Source organism: Neisseria sp. P0016.S008, assembly GCF_051957775.1.
Lineage (GTDB): Bacteria > Pseudomonadota > Gammaproteobacteria > Burkholderiales > Neisseriaceae > Neisseria > Neisseria flavescens_B.
Genome location: NZ_JBQCWB010000003.1, coordinates 52,785 through 67,010 on the forward strand (window position 1 = coordinate 52,785; position 14,226 = coordinate 67,010).

The 14,226-nt window shown below is 51.0% G+C and carries 12 protein-coding genes; 6 read left to right on the top strand and 6 right to left on the bottom strand.

Going from position 1 to position 14,226, the window contains the following annotated elements:
* Positions 1–40 precede the first annotated feature (40 nt).
* Both ACTHS8_RS04430 and argC read left to right on the top strand, forming a co-directional pair.
* Entirely contained in the window at positions 41–1,762 is a 1,722-nt protein-coding gene (locus ACTHS8_RS04430) for an ABC transporter ATP-binding protein/permease (RefSeq protein ID WP_254321492.1), read from the top strand.
* Between the two features lie 446 nt (positions 1,763–2,208).
* A complete protein-coding gene (argC, locus tag ACTHS8_RS04435) occupies positions 2,209–3,255 on the top strand; it encodes an N-acetyl-gamma-glutamyl-phosphate reductase (RefSeq protein ID WP_254321491.1) in 1,047 nt (348 codons plus the stop codon).
* A gap of 76 nt (positions 3,256–3,331) precedes the next feature.
* Here the strand turns inward: argC and ACTHS8_RS04440 are convergent, their stop codons facing one another.
* Positions 3,332–3,607: a hypothetical protein gene (locus tag ACTHS8_RS04440; protein WP_003748371.1), complete on the bottom strand. Its 276-nt coding sequence runs from the start codon at positions 3,605–3,607 to the stop codon at positions 3,332–3,334.
* A gap of 261 nt (positions 3,608–3,868) precedes the next feature.
* On the opposite strand from ACTHS8_RS04440, the gene ACTHS8_RS04445 reads away from it, so the two are divergent.
* From ACTHS8_RS04445 to ACTHS8_RS04455, 3 genes are all read left to right on the top strand, one after another.
* The gene (locus ACTHS8_RS04445) at positions 3,869–4,555 is read left to right on the top strand and encodes a S24 family peptidase (RefSeq protein ID WP_004518834.1); all 687 of its coding nucleotides are present in this window, start codon (positions 3,869–3,871) and stop codon (positions 4,553–4,555) included.
* 132 nt (positions 4,556–4,687) lie between these two features.
* Positions 4,688–5,026, top strand: a complete 339-nt coding sequence (erpA, locus tag ACTHS8_RS04450; RefSeq protein ID WP_003680162.1) for an iron-sulfur cluster insertion protein ErpA — start codon at positions 4,688–4,690, stop codon at positions 5,024–5,026.
* 336 nt (positions 5,027–5,362) lie between these two features.
* Entirely contained in the window at positions 5,363–6,037 is a 675-nt protein-coding gene (locus tag ACTHS8_RS04455; RefSeq protein ID WP_004518836.1) for a hypothetical protein, read from the top strand.
* Between the two features lie 79 nt (positions 6,038–6,116).
* Here ACTHS8_RS04455 and ACTHS8_RS04460 read toward each other — a convergent pair whose 3' ends face one another.
* Positions 6,117–8,306: a primosomal protein N' gene (locus tag ACTHS8_RS04460; RefSeq protein WP_440373095.1), complete on the bottom strand. Its 2,190-nt coding sequence runs from the start codon at positions 8,304–8,306 to the stop codon at positions 6,117–6,119.
* Positions 8,307–8,441: 135 nt separating this feature from the next.
* On the opposite strand from ACTHS8_RS04460, the gene ACTHS8_RS04465 reads away from it, so the two are divergent.
* Entirely contained in the window at positions 8,442–9,233 is a 792-nt protein-coding gene (locus tag ACTHS8_RS04465) for a DsbC family protein (RefSeq protein WP_440373236.1), read from the top strand.
* Positions 9,234–9,369: 136 nt separating this feature from the next.
* Here the strand turns inward: ACTHS8_RS04465 and ACTHS8_RS04470 are convergent, their stop codons facing one another.
* The 4 genes from ACTHS8_RS04470 to ACTHS8_RS04485 form a co-directional block, all read right to left on the bottom strand.
* Positions 9,370–10,053, bottom strand: coding sequence for a 2,3-diphosphoglycerate-dependent phosphoglycerate mutase (locus ACTHS8_RS04470; protein ID WP_003679823.1), 684 nt, complete (start codon positions 10,051–10,053; stop codon positions 9,370–9,372).
* Between the two features lie 102 nt (positions 10,054–10,155).
* On the bottom strand, positions 10,156–10,908 hold the full coding sequence (locus ACTHS8_RS04475) for a class I SAM-dependent methyltransferase (protein WP_440373237.1): 753 nt from the start codon (positions 10,906–10,908) through the stop codon (positions 10,156–10,158).
* A 48-nt stretch (positions 10,909–10,956) separates the two neighbouring features.
* Positions 10,957–12,585 carry a sigma-54-dependent transcriptional regulator gene (locus ACTHS8_RS04480; protein WP_440373096.1) on the bottom strand — a complete coding sequence of 543 codons (1,629 nt, stop codon included), beginning with the start codon at positions 12,583–12,585 and terminating at the stop codon, positions 10,957–10,959.
* Positions 12,578–14,164 (bottom strand): HAMP domain-containing sensor histidine kinase, encoded by a 1,587-nt coding sequence (locus ACTHS8_RS04485; protein ID WP_311459698.1) that lies wholly within the window; start codon positions 14,162–14,164, stop codon positions 12,578–12,580. The genes ACTHS8_RS04480 and ACTHS8_RS04485 overlap by 8 nt, the downstream gene beginning before the upstream one ends.
* Positions 14,165–14,226 lie beyond the last annotated feature (62 nt).

Below are 14,226 nucleotides of genomic sequence, written 5' to 3' on the forward strand. Positions count from 1 at the left end.
TTTTCAGACGGCCTATCACGCACATTTACAAGCATTCATCATGAATACGCTCAAAAAATTCTTTTACCTTGCCCGCCCTTTTTGGTCAGGGGCACACGGTCGCCTCCAATGGCTGATGCTCGCCGTTTTGATAGGGTTTACCCTATTCTCCATCACCATCAGCGTTTGGATTGCCGCATGGGACAAACGCTTCTACGACGCGCTGGCTGCGTTTGACGGCGCGTCCATGCCTTCGCTCATTGTCGAATACCTCGGCTACATGGCGATGATTATCGGCTGCATCGTTTGCGGCGACTGGCTGCAAAAACGTCTCATCTTCCGTTGGCGTACCCATCTGACCGAGCAATTTCAAAAAAACTGGCTCGAAGGCCACAAACACTACCGCCTGCGCCTGACCGGCGAACCGGACAACCCCGACCAACGTATCGCCGAAGACATCTACCTCCTTGCCGACAAAAGCATCAGCCTCTTTCGCTCCTTCATCAATAATATTGCCAAATTCAGCGCGTTTGTTGCCGTACTGTGGACGCTGTCCGGCGTACAGACTTTCAATATCGGCGGATACAGCATTACCGTTTACGGCTATCTTGTTTGGGTTGCACTGATTTATTCCATCTTCAGCACCATCATCGCCCATCTTGTCGGCCGCAAACTCAAAAACCTCAACATCGACCGCCAACACCGAGAAGCCGACTACCGCGCAGCTCTTTTACGCGTACGCGACCATGCCGAACAAATCGCCTTCTACAACGGCGGCGAAGCCGAAACAGGCCGTCTGAAACAACGCTACCTCCGCATCCGCGACAACTGGCGACGGCTGACCAACTGCGAATTCCGCCAAGAAACTTTCTGGGCGACCTATGTCCGCATCAGTATCTTCATCCCTATCCTCGCCACCCTGCCCATGTACCTCGCCAAAACCATGACCTTCGGCGACATGATGCAGACCCGCACATCGTTTGCCCGCGTCCAAGACAGTTTCGGCTGGTTTACTGACGCATACCGCCGCCTGATTGAATGGGCGGCAGTCGTCGAACGGCTTTCCGATTTTCAGACGGCCTTGGAACAAGTAGAACAGGAAGGCAGAAGCACCGCCCGCTCAACGTCCGCATCTGCCCCAACTTTAAACAACCACCGCCACAGCGGCATCCTCGCTCTGCAAAACCTCACCATCCACACCCAAATCGGCAGCCCCCTGCTTACCGACATCAACCTCGAAGCCCACGCTCCCGAATGGGTATTACTCGAAGGCAGAAGCGGCATCGGTAAATCCACCCTGCTGCGCGCCCTCGCAGGCTTGTGGCCGTATTACCAAGGCAACTTCGCCCTCGAAGGTAGCCGCCTGTTCTTCCCGCAACGCCCTTACCTACCTGCGGACACATTGCGTCAAACTGTCAGCTATCCCTATACGGCCTGCCAAGACGACCATTTGATTCAAACCGTCTTGGAACAAGTCGGCTTAAGCAGCCCCACGGGTAGGTTGCACACGTTGATGAACGATTTGGACACTTCATACGAATGGCACGGCATCCTTTCCGGCGGAGAGCAGCAACGCCTCAGCCTCGCCCGCGCACTGCTGCACAAACCGCAGATCCTGTTCCTAGATGAAGCCACCAACCAGCTCGATGACGAATCCGCCTTGATGTTGATGCAGACCCTCAAGCAACATTTGCCCGATACTTTGGTCATCGGTATTAGCCACCAATCCAAGATTCAAGCCCTGTTTGATAGCTCTCTGAATTTGAATGAAAAAATTATTTAAATGTTAAAATGTGCAAAACGCTTGCTTTCAATCCTAACAAGGGATATAGTACTAAGTAACTAGTTCTTATTGATGAGAGCTACTCCTTGGATACTTGCCTCCGGTTCTCCAACCCGGGGGCGTTTTTTTGCGTTTTTATTTTGTGTTTGTATGAATAGGATAAAGACGGAATATAAAAGGTTTTAAAAACACGAGGCCTATAATCTTTATAAAAGATTGACTATAAATAAAAAACACCAATCTCAAATCGATAGTCAAATAAAACCGCAAACCGCGTTTTCCCAAACTTTCAGGCCGTCTGAAATCCTCTCTTCAATATCGTTAATCCCATATTTCAGACGGCCTGTTTAACCCTCTATTGCAAAGCTTGGCACAAGCACCGCTGACCGACGGCAATTAATTACTATATAATCAAACGCATTGTTACCCTACAAAGGAGCCACACCATGACCACAAAAATTAAAATTGGTATCGTCGGTGCAACCGGTTACACAGGCGTTGAATTGTTACGCCTTCTCAGCAGCCACCCCAACGCAGAAGTCACTGCCGTCACCAGCCGAAGCGAAGCCGGTATTGCGGTTGCCAACTACTTTCCCAGCCTTCGAGGCATTTACGACCTTGCATTCCAAACGCCTGAAGATGCCGGGCTTGACCGTTGCGACCTCGTATTCTTCGCCACGCCCAACGGCGTGGCCATGAAAGAAGCACCGGCCCTTGTCGAAAAAGGCGTACGCGTGATTGACCTGTCTGCCGACTTCCGCATCCGCGACATCCCCACATGGGAAAAATGGTACAAAATGACCCATGCCGCGCCGCAACTCGTTTCCCAAGCGGTGTACGGCTTGTGCGAACTTTACAAAGACGACATCGCCAAAGCCATGTTGGTGGCCAATCCGGGCTGCTACCCTACCTGCGTTTCCCTGCCCTTATTGCCACTGCTTCAGGCTGGCCGTCTGAAGGCCAACGCGCCTTTAATTGCCGACTGTAAATCCGGTGTTTCCGGTGCAGGCCGAAAAGCCAGCACCCACGCCCTATTGTGCGAAGCTGGCGACAACTTCAAAGCCTACGGCGTCGGCGGCCACCGCCATTTGCCAGAAATCCGACAAACTTTGTCCGGACTGCAAGACCATGTTTCAGACGGCCTAATTTTCGTGCCACACCTTGTTCCGATGATACGCGGCATGCATGCCACCCTGTATCTGCACCTGCAAGAACATACCGATCCTGAAGCCTTGCTGCGCGAATATTACCGCAACAGTCCTTTTGTCGATATTTTGCCTTCAGGTTCGACACCTGAAACCCGCAGCGTGCGCGGCGCCAACCTTTGCCGTATCAGCGTTCAAAGAGCGCCCAATCAAGACGATGTGTGGATTGTTCTTTCCGTCATCGACAACTTGGTTAAAGGCGCAGCCGGTCAAGCCGTGCAGAATATGAACATTATGTCCGGCCTGCCCGAAACCACCGGCCTGACTAATGCACCATTGATGCCTTAATATCATCTTATTGAAAACACAAGGCCGTCTGAAACTTTGATCGTTCAGACGGCCTTTATCGATTCATTCACAAACATCACTCATACACCACGCCGGCAAGCATTTCTTCTTCATTCAAGTTGCCGTACTGTTGCTCCCAATCATGGGTAGCCTCCACCATATCGCATTCTTTGGCAAAAGCCAGCAGCCTGCCATCCATCTGATCCAGACTCAAGCTGCCCAAGCGTTCGCATTCCGAAGCCGTCAGATTACCGTCCGCCTCATGCGCCTCCGAAGATCCGAAAGGCAGAGCAAAAAAACCCAGTACCAACGCCAGCAGCACCCAAAAAATATTTTTACGCGAACGAGTCATTTCACACCTCTCATCATAATCATATAGCAGGTTTAAATCAGAAAAACTAAACCAAATAAAATTAAACTAAGAAAAATCGAATAGAAAATTAGAAATATCGATTTATATAAGACAAAACGAATAGTACTAAGAAAAAATAGAATACGCAATACTTTTTCTTAGATGAAGTAATTTTTTTCTTACAATTTTATAAAAACTAAGGTAAAATACACTCAAATCGTCCAAACCATATAAAAAACATACCTCCATAAAGGCATAAACATGGATACCTTTAAAGACCGCCTGGCTTTCTTATGGAAAGATGAAGCCCGCCAAGCCAAAATTGCCGCCGACATCGATATGACCATCGCCGGATTCAGCCGTATCTGGAACGAAGGCGGCCTGCCGAAATCGGAAACGCTAAAAAAAATCAAACAACTTAAAGGCTGCAGCATAGACTGGCTTTTGACAGGCGAAGGTTCTCCCTTCCCCGATTCCGAAGCCCCAAAAGCCACGGCAACTGACACACTGGGCAACCCTGTCGACATAGACGAATTTGTCTTCGTACCGCGTTACGACATCCAGGCCGCGGCCGGACACGGCCAGCTCGTCGGCGATGAGCAACCCATATTTGCCATGGCGTTCCGACGCTATTGGATTGAAAATTATGTAACGCGAGACATCAAAAACCTTTCCGTTATCTCAGTCAAAGGCGACTCGATGGAAGGCGTACTGAATGATGGCGACACCATCCTCATCAACCACGGCCAAACCACACCGCGCGACGGCCTCTATGTTTTACGCCTCAACGAAAACCTTTTGGTCAAACGCCTGCAACTGATACCCGGCGGCATCGTCAACGTCATTTCTGCCAACGAGGCCTACCCTACTTTTGAAATCGACTTGAAAAACCCGACCGACGACGTTGCCATCATCGGCCGTGTAGAATGGTTTGGCAGAAGCATCTAAATCTGACATACTGGTGCTTGAAATTTCTGCCATGCCCTCCATGTAAGCTGGCAGACCCTGTCTGCACAAACTTGCCTTGACTAACGGTTTGCGCGACAATAGTAAAAATATTCATATAAAAGGAATCACATCATGTCAGACGAAAGCCCTATTATCTTTACTGACAGCTGCTGCACCAAAGTTGCCGACCTGATTGCCGAAGAGAACAATCCCGATTTGAAATTGCGCGTATTCGTCAACGGCGGCGGTTGCTCCGGCTTCCAATATGGTTTTACCTTTGATGAAATCAAAAACGACGACGATTTTGAAATCCAGAAAAACGGCCTGACGTTCTTGGTTGACCCGATGAGCTACCAATATCTGGTTGGTGCGGAAATCGACTACACCGAAAGCCTGCAAGGTTCTCAATTCGTCATCCGCAATCCGAATGCAGAGACAACTTGCGGTTGTGGCTCATCCTTCTCCGTATAAACAATCCGTTTTTGCCATAAAAAACAGGCCGTCTGTATCTTCAGACGGCCTTTTGTGTGAATTTATTTTAAACAATATCAGATTTACCTTATAATAATAATATCGGGCGTGAATATTTACTCTACAATAGACATAACATTGGACATGCATATTGCCATATAAATAAAAAATTATTGTCCAGCCGATTAACGACACAAAGGCAAACCGTATTTGGTCTGCCTGAGACTGCAGCCTCTGTTATGGCTCGTATCATAAGCCAAAACAGCTCAAACACAATAACAAAACCTTAGGCTAAACCCATTTGGTTGACGCAGTCGAAATACTCATGGGATATCAATGAGCAAACAAGAAAAATTTTTCGACGTATACGTTTCCTATCCGCCGAACACGGATAGGGAGCGCATCCATGCCTGCCTGTATGACAACCTGCCTGAAAACGAAGTCGAGAGCCTGATTCAAGCCTTGGCTGAGCGTCCGCAAGCCATTGTGGCCGAGAAATGCACCCAAGACGAGCGCGAAAATGCGCAGCATTACTTCAGCTATTTGGGTTTGGACGTTATCGTCCGTCAAGCTATGGAATTGGAAGCGGTTGAAGAAGAACCCGTATTGGCAGTCAACACTCCCGACCCTATCCAATGCCCCGTCTGCATGACGATTATTGATGAATTAGACGCACAGGAATGTAAAACCTGCCACTTTGATTTGACAGAGAAAAATGAGCTGGCTATCCAGCGCAAGCGCATTGAATGGCAGGAAAAAATCTCTTTCGAGCATAAAAAACAAACCGAAATTGCCCACAAGCTCAAATACGAACGTGAGCAGGAAGAGAAAAAGCTGCGCAAAAAAATCCGTGCCGAATTGGAATCTCAACTACGCGAAGAATTAGGCCAAAATCCTGAACTGGCTGCACTTGCAGCGAGGAAGAAAACACAGTTTCTGCTTACAATGGCTATCGTATTCGCCGTTTTGAGCCTGCTTGCACTCGGCTATATCGCTGCAAAATTCTTCTAAACTGATTCAAAAACTTAAGGCCGTCTGAAAACAGATTTTCAGACGGCCTTTTATTTCCTTATTGATTGAATCATTTCAATCAAGCCTCTTGCACATCAACGTCCACCGACCATCTGATTTTACCGTCGCGATTTTGCTGCAACACCTGCACCCACAAACTCACGGCGCGGTGCAAATCCTGTCGGGATGTCGATTCGAGGAATATTTGCGCACGTTCGCGTTCGGCGAGGCGCACCATCAGCATCGGAGCAGCGCCAAACTGGGAGACGCTTTCGGGCAAAAGCGGGGCAAGGGTTTCTTTGGCGGCATTGAGAAATTCCATCGCATCGGCAACACGCGGCGCATCGGCACGGATGGCGGTTTGAAAACCGAAAGGCGGCATGGCGAACATTTGCCGCTCGTTCAATTCGTTTTCGGCAAACACGGCGTAGTCCTGCGCTTTGACGGCAGCGAAGATGGGATGCTCGGGCAGTTGGGTCTGTATCAACACCTTGCCGGGTTTGTCGGCGCGCCCCGCCCTACCGGACACCTGCATCAGTTCGGCGAACAGCCTTTCCGGCGCGCGAAAATCCGCGCTGTACAAACTACCGTCGGCGTTCAATACGATAACAAGGTTGAGCCGCGCGAAATCATGGCCTTTGGCGAGCATCTGCGTGCCGACCAGAATGTCGATTTCATTGTCGGCGATGCGACGGTACAAATCCGTCCAGTCGTTTTTGTGTGCCGTACTGTCTCTGTCGACGCGGACGACGGCGGCCTTGGGCAGGAAGGCGCGCAGGGTTTCTTCGACGCGCTGTGTGCCGTGGCCGACAGCGGTCAGGTCTTGGTTGCCGCAATCGGGGCATTTGAACGGTATGGGTTCGCGGTGGTCGCAGTGGTGGCAGCGCAGTTGGCGGGCGCGTTGATGCAATACCATTTTGGCGGAGCAGTTCGGGCAGCCGAAGGTATGGCCGCAGTCGCCGCAAAATAATGCGGGCGCGAAGCCGCGCCGGTTGAGGTACACCAACGACATACCGCCTGCTTCAAAATTCTGTTTCAAAAGCTGCAAGGCTTGCGGCGAGAAGCCGTTGTCGAGTTTCAGACGGCCTACGTTGAGAATTTCTACTTGCGGCAGTTGCGCTGAAGCATGGGCGCGCTCGGTCAGTTGCAGCAGGCGATACGCGCCGCTTTGCGCCTTATGCCAACTCTCCAAGCTGGGCGTAGCGCTACCCAATACGATGGGGCAACCGCTCTGCTTCGCCCGCCACACCGCCAAATCGCGGGCGTGGTAGCGCAATTCGTTGTCTTGTTTGAACGAGCCGTCGTGTTCCTCATCGACCACAATCAGCCCGACATCATCCATCGGCGTGAACACCGCCAGCCGAGTGCCGATGACCAGCTTCGCCTGCCCTAACATGGCGCGCAGATAATCCTGCGTGCGCTTGCCTGCCGCCATCTGGCTGTGCAACACGACGGTCGGCACGTCGGCGAAACGGTTTTCCACCCGCTTCAAAAGCTGCGGCGTGAGGTTGATTTCGGGCAACAGAAACAACACCTGCCGCCCCTGCGCCAACACTTTCGCCATCGCATCGAAATACACTTCGGTCTTGCCACTGCCGGTAATGCCGTACAGCAAAAACGGCTGAAATTTACCAAAGGCCGTCTGAATTTCATCGGAAGCCTTCTGCTGTTCGGTATTTAATACAAATTCAGAGTGCGAAGCCTGCCCATTGCACGACCTTAAAACGGGCTTCGCCGCTTCCGTCGTTTCAATCCAACCCTGTTCCGCCCAATCTTCGATTAACTTCGCCGCCTGCGCATTCACCTGCTTCAACACCGCCATCGTCATTCCGCCCGACAGCAACGCGTCCCACAAAGCCGCTTTTTTGTTAAACCGAGCCGGCGGCGGCGTTTGCGCCCTGCCCGCTTCGTTCAGCGCGTAAAACAACGGCGGCTGCGGCATTTCCACTGCGCGCGTTTCCTTCAAACCCTGCGGCAATGCGGCAAATACTGCCTGCCCGGTCGGATAGTGGTAATAACGCGACGTAAACGCCAACAAATCACGCCAGCTTTGAGGCAACGGCTTTTCTTCCACAAAGGCCATCTGAACGCTCAAAATCCGCTCCGTATCCATATCGGGCGCAATATCCGTTTCCCACACAATCCCGACAACGGTTTTATTGCGAAAAGGCACAAGCACCCGCGTTCCCGGAGGAAGTGGCTCGGAATAGGAATAAGTCAAAAGGCCGTCTGAAAGCGGCACGTTTACGGCAATACGGTGGTAGAACATACAAACAATCAAATTATTTTTTCGTATTTTAACAGCCGAAAGCTATTTTCAGACGATAATTTGAGCCTGAGTACAATGCAGACATGACGGAGGTTTGATACAATGCCTTACTTTCAACACACGCAAGTCTCTCGCATGAAAACCAAGTTAATCAAAATCTTAACGCCGTTTGCCGTCCTTCCTTTGTTGGCATGCGGTCAACCTGCCGTATCCAACGCCAACGCGGCGCCTGCCCCTGCTGCCAAAGCGGAAGCGCCTGCCGATAAATCGGTTGCCGCTGCTTTGAAAGCGCGCCTGGAAAAAGTCTATGCCGCCCAAGATTTGAAAGTTTTGAGCGTCAGTGAAACACCGATTAAAGGCATTTACGAAGTTGTCGTCAGCGGCAAACAAATCATCTATACCGATGCCAAAGGCGACTATATGCTCGTTGGCGACCTTATCAACGTCAACACGCGCCAAAGCATGACTGAAGAACGCGCCGCCGATTTGAACAAAATCGACTTCGCTTCCCTGCCTTTGGACAAAGCCATTAAAGAAGTGCGCGGCAACGGCAAACTGAAAGTCGCTGTTTTCTCCGATCCGGACTGTCCGTACTGCAAACGCTTGGAGCATGAGTTTGAAAAAATGACCGACATCACGATTTATACCTTCATGATGCCGATTCCAAGCCTGCACCCTGATGCCGCGCGCAAAGCCGAGCTGTTGTGGTGTCAGCCTAATCCGACCCAGGCATGGATCGACTGGATGCGCAAAGGCAAGCTCCCAAGCGGCAAAGCAAACTGCGAAAACCCTGTTGCTGAAACCACTTCATTGGGCGAACAATTCGGCTTCAACGGCACGCCGACCGTGGTCTTCCCTAACGGCCGCAGCCAAAGCGGTTACAGCCCTATGCCTCACCTCAAAGAAATCATTGAGAAAAACCAGTAATACAGGGTTTAATCTCCATAGAGGACGCTTTATGCGTCCTTTTTTCATGTCGCCCGCCATCAACTGTCTTCAGACGGCCTCGATACAGACAAATACAAAAAAGGACGTGTCCAACACGTCCTTTTTTCCCTTTACCTTACAGGTAGAATTTTTCAATTACTTTCAGGTTTTCATCCAATTTGTACACCAGCGGCTGACCGGTTGGGATTTCCAAGCCCATAATGTCTTCGTCGGAAATGCCTTCAATGTGTTTTGCCAAAGCGCGCAGGGAGTTACCGTGTGCCGCAACCAATACACGTTTGCCGCTCAAGATGGCCGGAGCGATTTGGTCTTCCCAGAAAGGCAGGACGCGCTCGAGGGTAACTTTGAGGTTTTCGCCATCAGGTACGACATCGCTAGGCAGGTTGGCATAGCGGCGGTCGTTGTGGGCAGAGTGAGGGTCTTTAGGATCCAGCAGCGGAGGCAATGTGTCGTAGCTGCGGCGCCAAATGTGGACTTGCTCGTCACCGTATTTTTCTGCGGTTTGTTTTTTATCCATACCTTGCAGCTGGCCGTAGTGGCGCTCGTTCAAACGCCATGATTTGATTTGTGGAACAAACAGTTGGTCGGATTCTTCCAAAACGATGTTACAGGTTTTGATGGCACGGGTCAGAACGGAGGTAAAGGCGATGTCGAACTCATAGCCCTTCTCTTTCAGCTTTTTACCTGCTGCCGCGGCTTCTGCCAAACCTTGCTCGCTCAGCTTGACATCGCGCCAGCCGGTGAAAAGGTTTTTCGCGTTCCATTCGCTTTGTCCGTGACGGATGAATACTAATTCCATGATAGTTTGCTCCAATGAAGTTTGGGAAAGGGTATTTATATCACACTTTGCCGCCGCGCTGATAACGCCGGCGGTTTCTTTTGATATGTTGCAAGTTTGCCTCTAGTCTTCAGACGGCCTTGTCGGGAGGTAAACGTCAAAACGCGTGCTTTTGCCTGTGTATTGATAAGCAGGTTTGCGCCCGTCGAGAAATTCGCCCAAGCGCGGGCGTTTGACGACAATGCGCTTTTTGGCTGTATCCAATGCCACATCCAACAACTCGGCTTCGTCTTGTGCCGCACCAACCAAGTCGTGAAAGTAAGCCATTTCTTTTTTCACGGCTGCGGTTTTGCGACGTTCCGGATACATCGGGTCGAGGTACACCACATCGGGCCTGCCTTTTTGCGTTGCCAATTCCTGCATTAAATCAACGGCATTGCCGAAGTGCAAAGTAATACGTTGGGCAATTTCCCGTGTCTCTTCACTTTGCCCTGCCCTGTTGAGGCCGTCTGAAAGTAGACAGGCAACGGCGGGATTTTGTTCAAAAGTTTGTACCTTCAAACCCAACGAGGCAAGCACAAAACTGTCGCGCCCCAGTCCGCCGGTAGCGTCCCAAATAGTCGGTTGTACAGTATGGTTGACGGCTTTGGCAATCAACTCGCCTCCGCCTTTAGTGCGCCGATAATGGGCGGCACCTCCACCAAAATCAACGCGGACACGGCCTTTTTCACCGGCGCGGCACAAACTGATGCCGCTTTCGTCAGCGATAAGGAAACTGCCTTCTTCAGGCTGCCGGTCGATAACGGTCAGCCCGAAAGGCGCGGCAAGGCTGCGAAGTTCGACAGATGCGGTTTCGTCAAAATAAATCTTGTACATGATGCGCATGTTTCAGGCGGCCTTGAAAACTCAGGCCATCTGAACGTTTTAATTGATGTCCAAGCGTTCCATGCGGTAGCGCATGGAGCGGAAGCTGATGCCCAAAAGTTTGGCGGCCTGGGTACGGTTGTAACGAGTTTGCTGCAAAGCCTGCTCGATGATGCTGCGCTCCACTTGGTCAAGGTAATCCTGTATCTGCATGGTCCGCGGATCAAACGGCGGAATGGGGCTGTGATTGAGTGTAGTTTCGCGCGCGTCAGGTTCGGCAATATCGTCAAAAGAGAAGCCGCTACGTTCAGCCTTAACCTGTGGGGCGTTTTGAATCTGCAAGTCATCCACTTGTATCACTTGGCCGACCGTCAGTGCGACGGCGCGTTCGAGGATGTTTTCCAACTCGCGGAAGTTGCCGGGATAGCTGTAATGCAACAGGGCTTCTTGGGCTTTCGGGCTGAGTTTGTAGGTTTGATTGCCGTGACGGTGTTTATACAGCAGATACAAAATCAGAGCGCCCAAGTCTTCACGCATTTCGCGCAAAGGCGGCATGTGCAGGGAGACTACGTTGAGGCGGTAATACAAGTCCTGACGGAATGCGCCGCTTTCAACCAAGGCTTCGAGGTTTTTATGGGTTGCACAAATAATGCGCACATCCACAGGAGTTTCCCGCGCATCGCCGATACGGCGCACGGCTTTTTCTTGAATGGCGCGCAGGAGTTTGACCTGCATGGCAAGCGGCAAATCGGCAACTTCGTCAAGGAACAAAGTGCCGCCGTCAGCGTGTTGGAAAAAACCTAAACGGTCTTGATCCGCGCCGGTAAAGCTGCCTTTTTTGTAGCCGAAAAATTCGCTTTCCATCAGGTTTTCAGGAATGGCACCGCAGTTGACGGCAATAAACGGTTTGTCGGCGCGGTCGGACAGCTCGTGAATCGTGCGCGCCGCCTGTTCTTTACCCGTACCGGACTCGCCGGAGATATAAACGGGAACAAGGCTGTGGGCCAATCTGCGAATCAGGTGGCGTACTTCAACCATTTGCGGCGAAGTACCCAACAGGCGCGGCATATCGTCCTCGCCTTCCAATATAGGTGCATCTTGTTGCAGAGCAGGATTGATGCTGCCGGCCGAAAAACGCTCTTTTAAGGAATTGAGCCCTTCCGGAACAGTCAAAGGCCGGTTAAATTCGCTCTGTACGCTCTTAGGAGGCGTAACAACAGGCTTGGCCGGCTGAGGTTCGGGTTTATACAGGGCGGCAGAAACAGGCGCAGGCTGCGATTTAACTTTTTCAGACGGCGTGGGTTCGGCAGTATTATCGGAAACCGATACTGCCGATTTAACCAATGAACGCAACTGCGACAGCGTAATCGGTTTTTGCAGATAATCAAACGCCCCTGCTTTCAAGGCTTCAACGGCTTGGTCGGCATTGCCGAAAGCCGTAATCACGGCGACGGGCGTGTCGAGCATCAGTTCATCAATGTATTGGACAACCTCGAGACCCGAGCCGTCGGGCATACGCATATCGGTCAACACCAGCGAATAATCGTTGTTGTCCAGCTTGTCTTTGGCTTCTTCAACACCAGCCGCAGTATCGACGCGCAGACCCATTTTCATCAGGGTCATTTCCATCAGGTCGCGGATGTCTGCCTCGTCATCGACAACCAAAACCGGCTCTTGCAATTTATTCATCCTGCGCTTGCTCCTTCGGTAAAATCAATTCAAACCCGTTCATTTCAGGGTGATAATGCAGCTGCCCCATATTGGCATGTGCCAACTCGCGTGCGACGTAAAGCCCCAAGCCGGTACCTTGTTTTTCAGTGGTGTAAAACGGCTCGAACAGATGATTTCGTACATCGGGCGGCACGCCTTTGCCGTTGTCCGCCACTACGATGGAAATATGCATCCTGCCGCTAGAGCGGATAAGGACAGTAATGGCGTTTTCGTCCTGACGGCTGTGTCGCCAAGCATTGTTGCACAAGTTCCACATCACTTGCTGCAAGTGCATAGGATCGACCAATACAGTCAGGTTGTTGCCGTCCATATTCATGCGCAAACAGCCGATGGCATCGGGATTGTTCAAGGTAAATTCCTGCTTGAACTCCAACCAGAATTTCATCAGGTTAATCGGCTGGCGGCTGATGTTGTCTCGTTTGTTAAGCAGGGATACGTCTTCCAACATCTTGTCGATACGTTGGATATTGCTGTCGATGATGTTGTAGAGCTTGGCCTTAAGCGGGTCTGCCTCATCGCCCTCTTGCAACAAATCGCTGGCATGACGGATGGCAGACATCGGGTTGCGGATTTCGTGGGCAAGGTTGGCAGTCAACTGTCCGAGCGAAGTCAGCTTAGTGGACATGGCCTCCGCAGCCACTTCACGCAATGAGCGGACGTACAACATCAGCAGCTCGGTTTGCTCCTGAATCAGCGGAACGGCACGGACGTGCATGGCGTGTTGGAAAATATGGATATCGGTTTCAAAAGGTTTGTCGGGTTGACGCTGCCAGCGTGCGACCAGTTCGCCAAACACGATTTCCTGCTGATCGATAATCAGGCTGGGGAAATAGATTTTTGCCTGTTTGTTAAACAGCCACACGCGTTGGGTCGCATCAATCACCACAACCGCTTCCTGTACGCGGTTCAAAACCAAATGGTTCAAGCCGCTGATACGGCGGTATGCCAGTTGATGGCGGCTGGCGGACTCCGTGGCCTGCTCCAAATAACGGGCGGCAAACGATGTCAGCATCGCCACCAGATAGCCTGCGCCGATCAGCATCAAAGAATTCATCACTGATTTCGCGTCCCAATTAAACGAATCGAAACGCATACTGCCGTCTAAAAACAGGTTCAAAATAAACAACATTGCCGTATAACCTGCATACAGCATGGGATAATGTCCATAACTGAGCAGACACGACGTGGCGACAAACGGCAAAACCAAAATCCCGAAACCAGAAGCAGTACCGCCGGAGATATACACCAAAACCATCATCATGGTAATGTCGACCACGGCGCTGGCATTGGGCAAATCCAAAGACTGCCACTGCCAGCCCGGGCGGAACACGGAGAGCATAATCAGGAAGAAATACAGCGTTACCCAGATATAAAACTCAATGTCCGGCAACGAAACGCCAATTAGGTTGCCGCCTGTGTAGCTGCCGAAAGCGTGCAAAACCAAAAGCGGTAAGACGATGGCTATTCGGGCAATGTTGATTACACCGGGAATCCGCTCCCTCAGATTACCCAGTTCTTGAAGATTGGCTCTGTTCATAAGTGAACCTTTTTTTATTATCATGCAATGTCGTATAAATTTAATTTATTTAGATATATTTG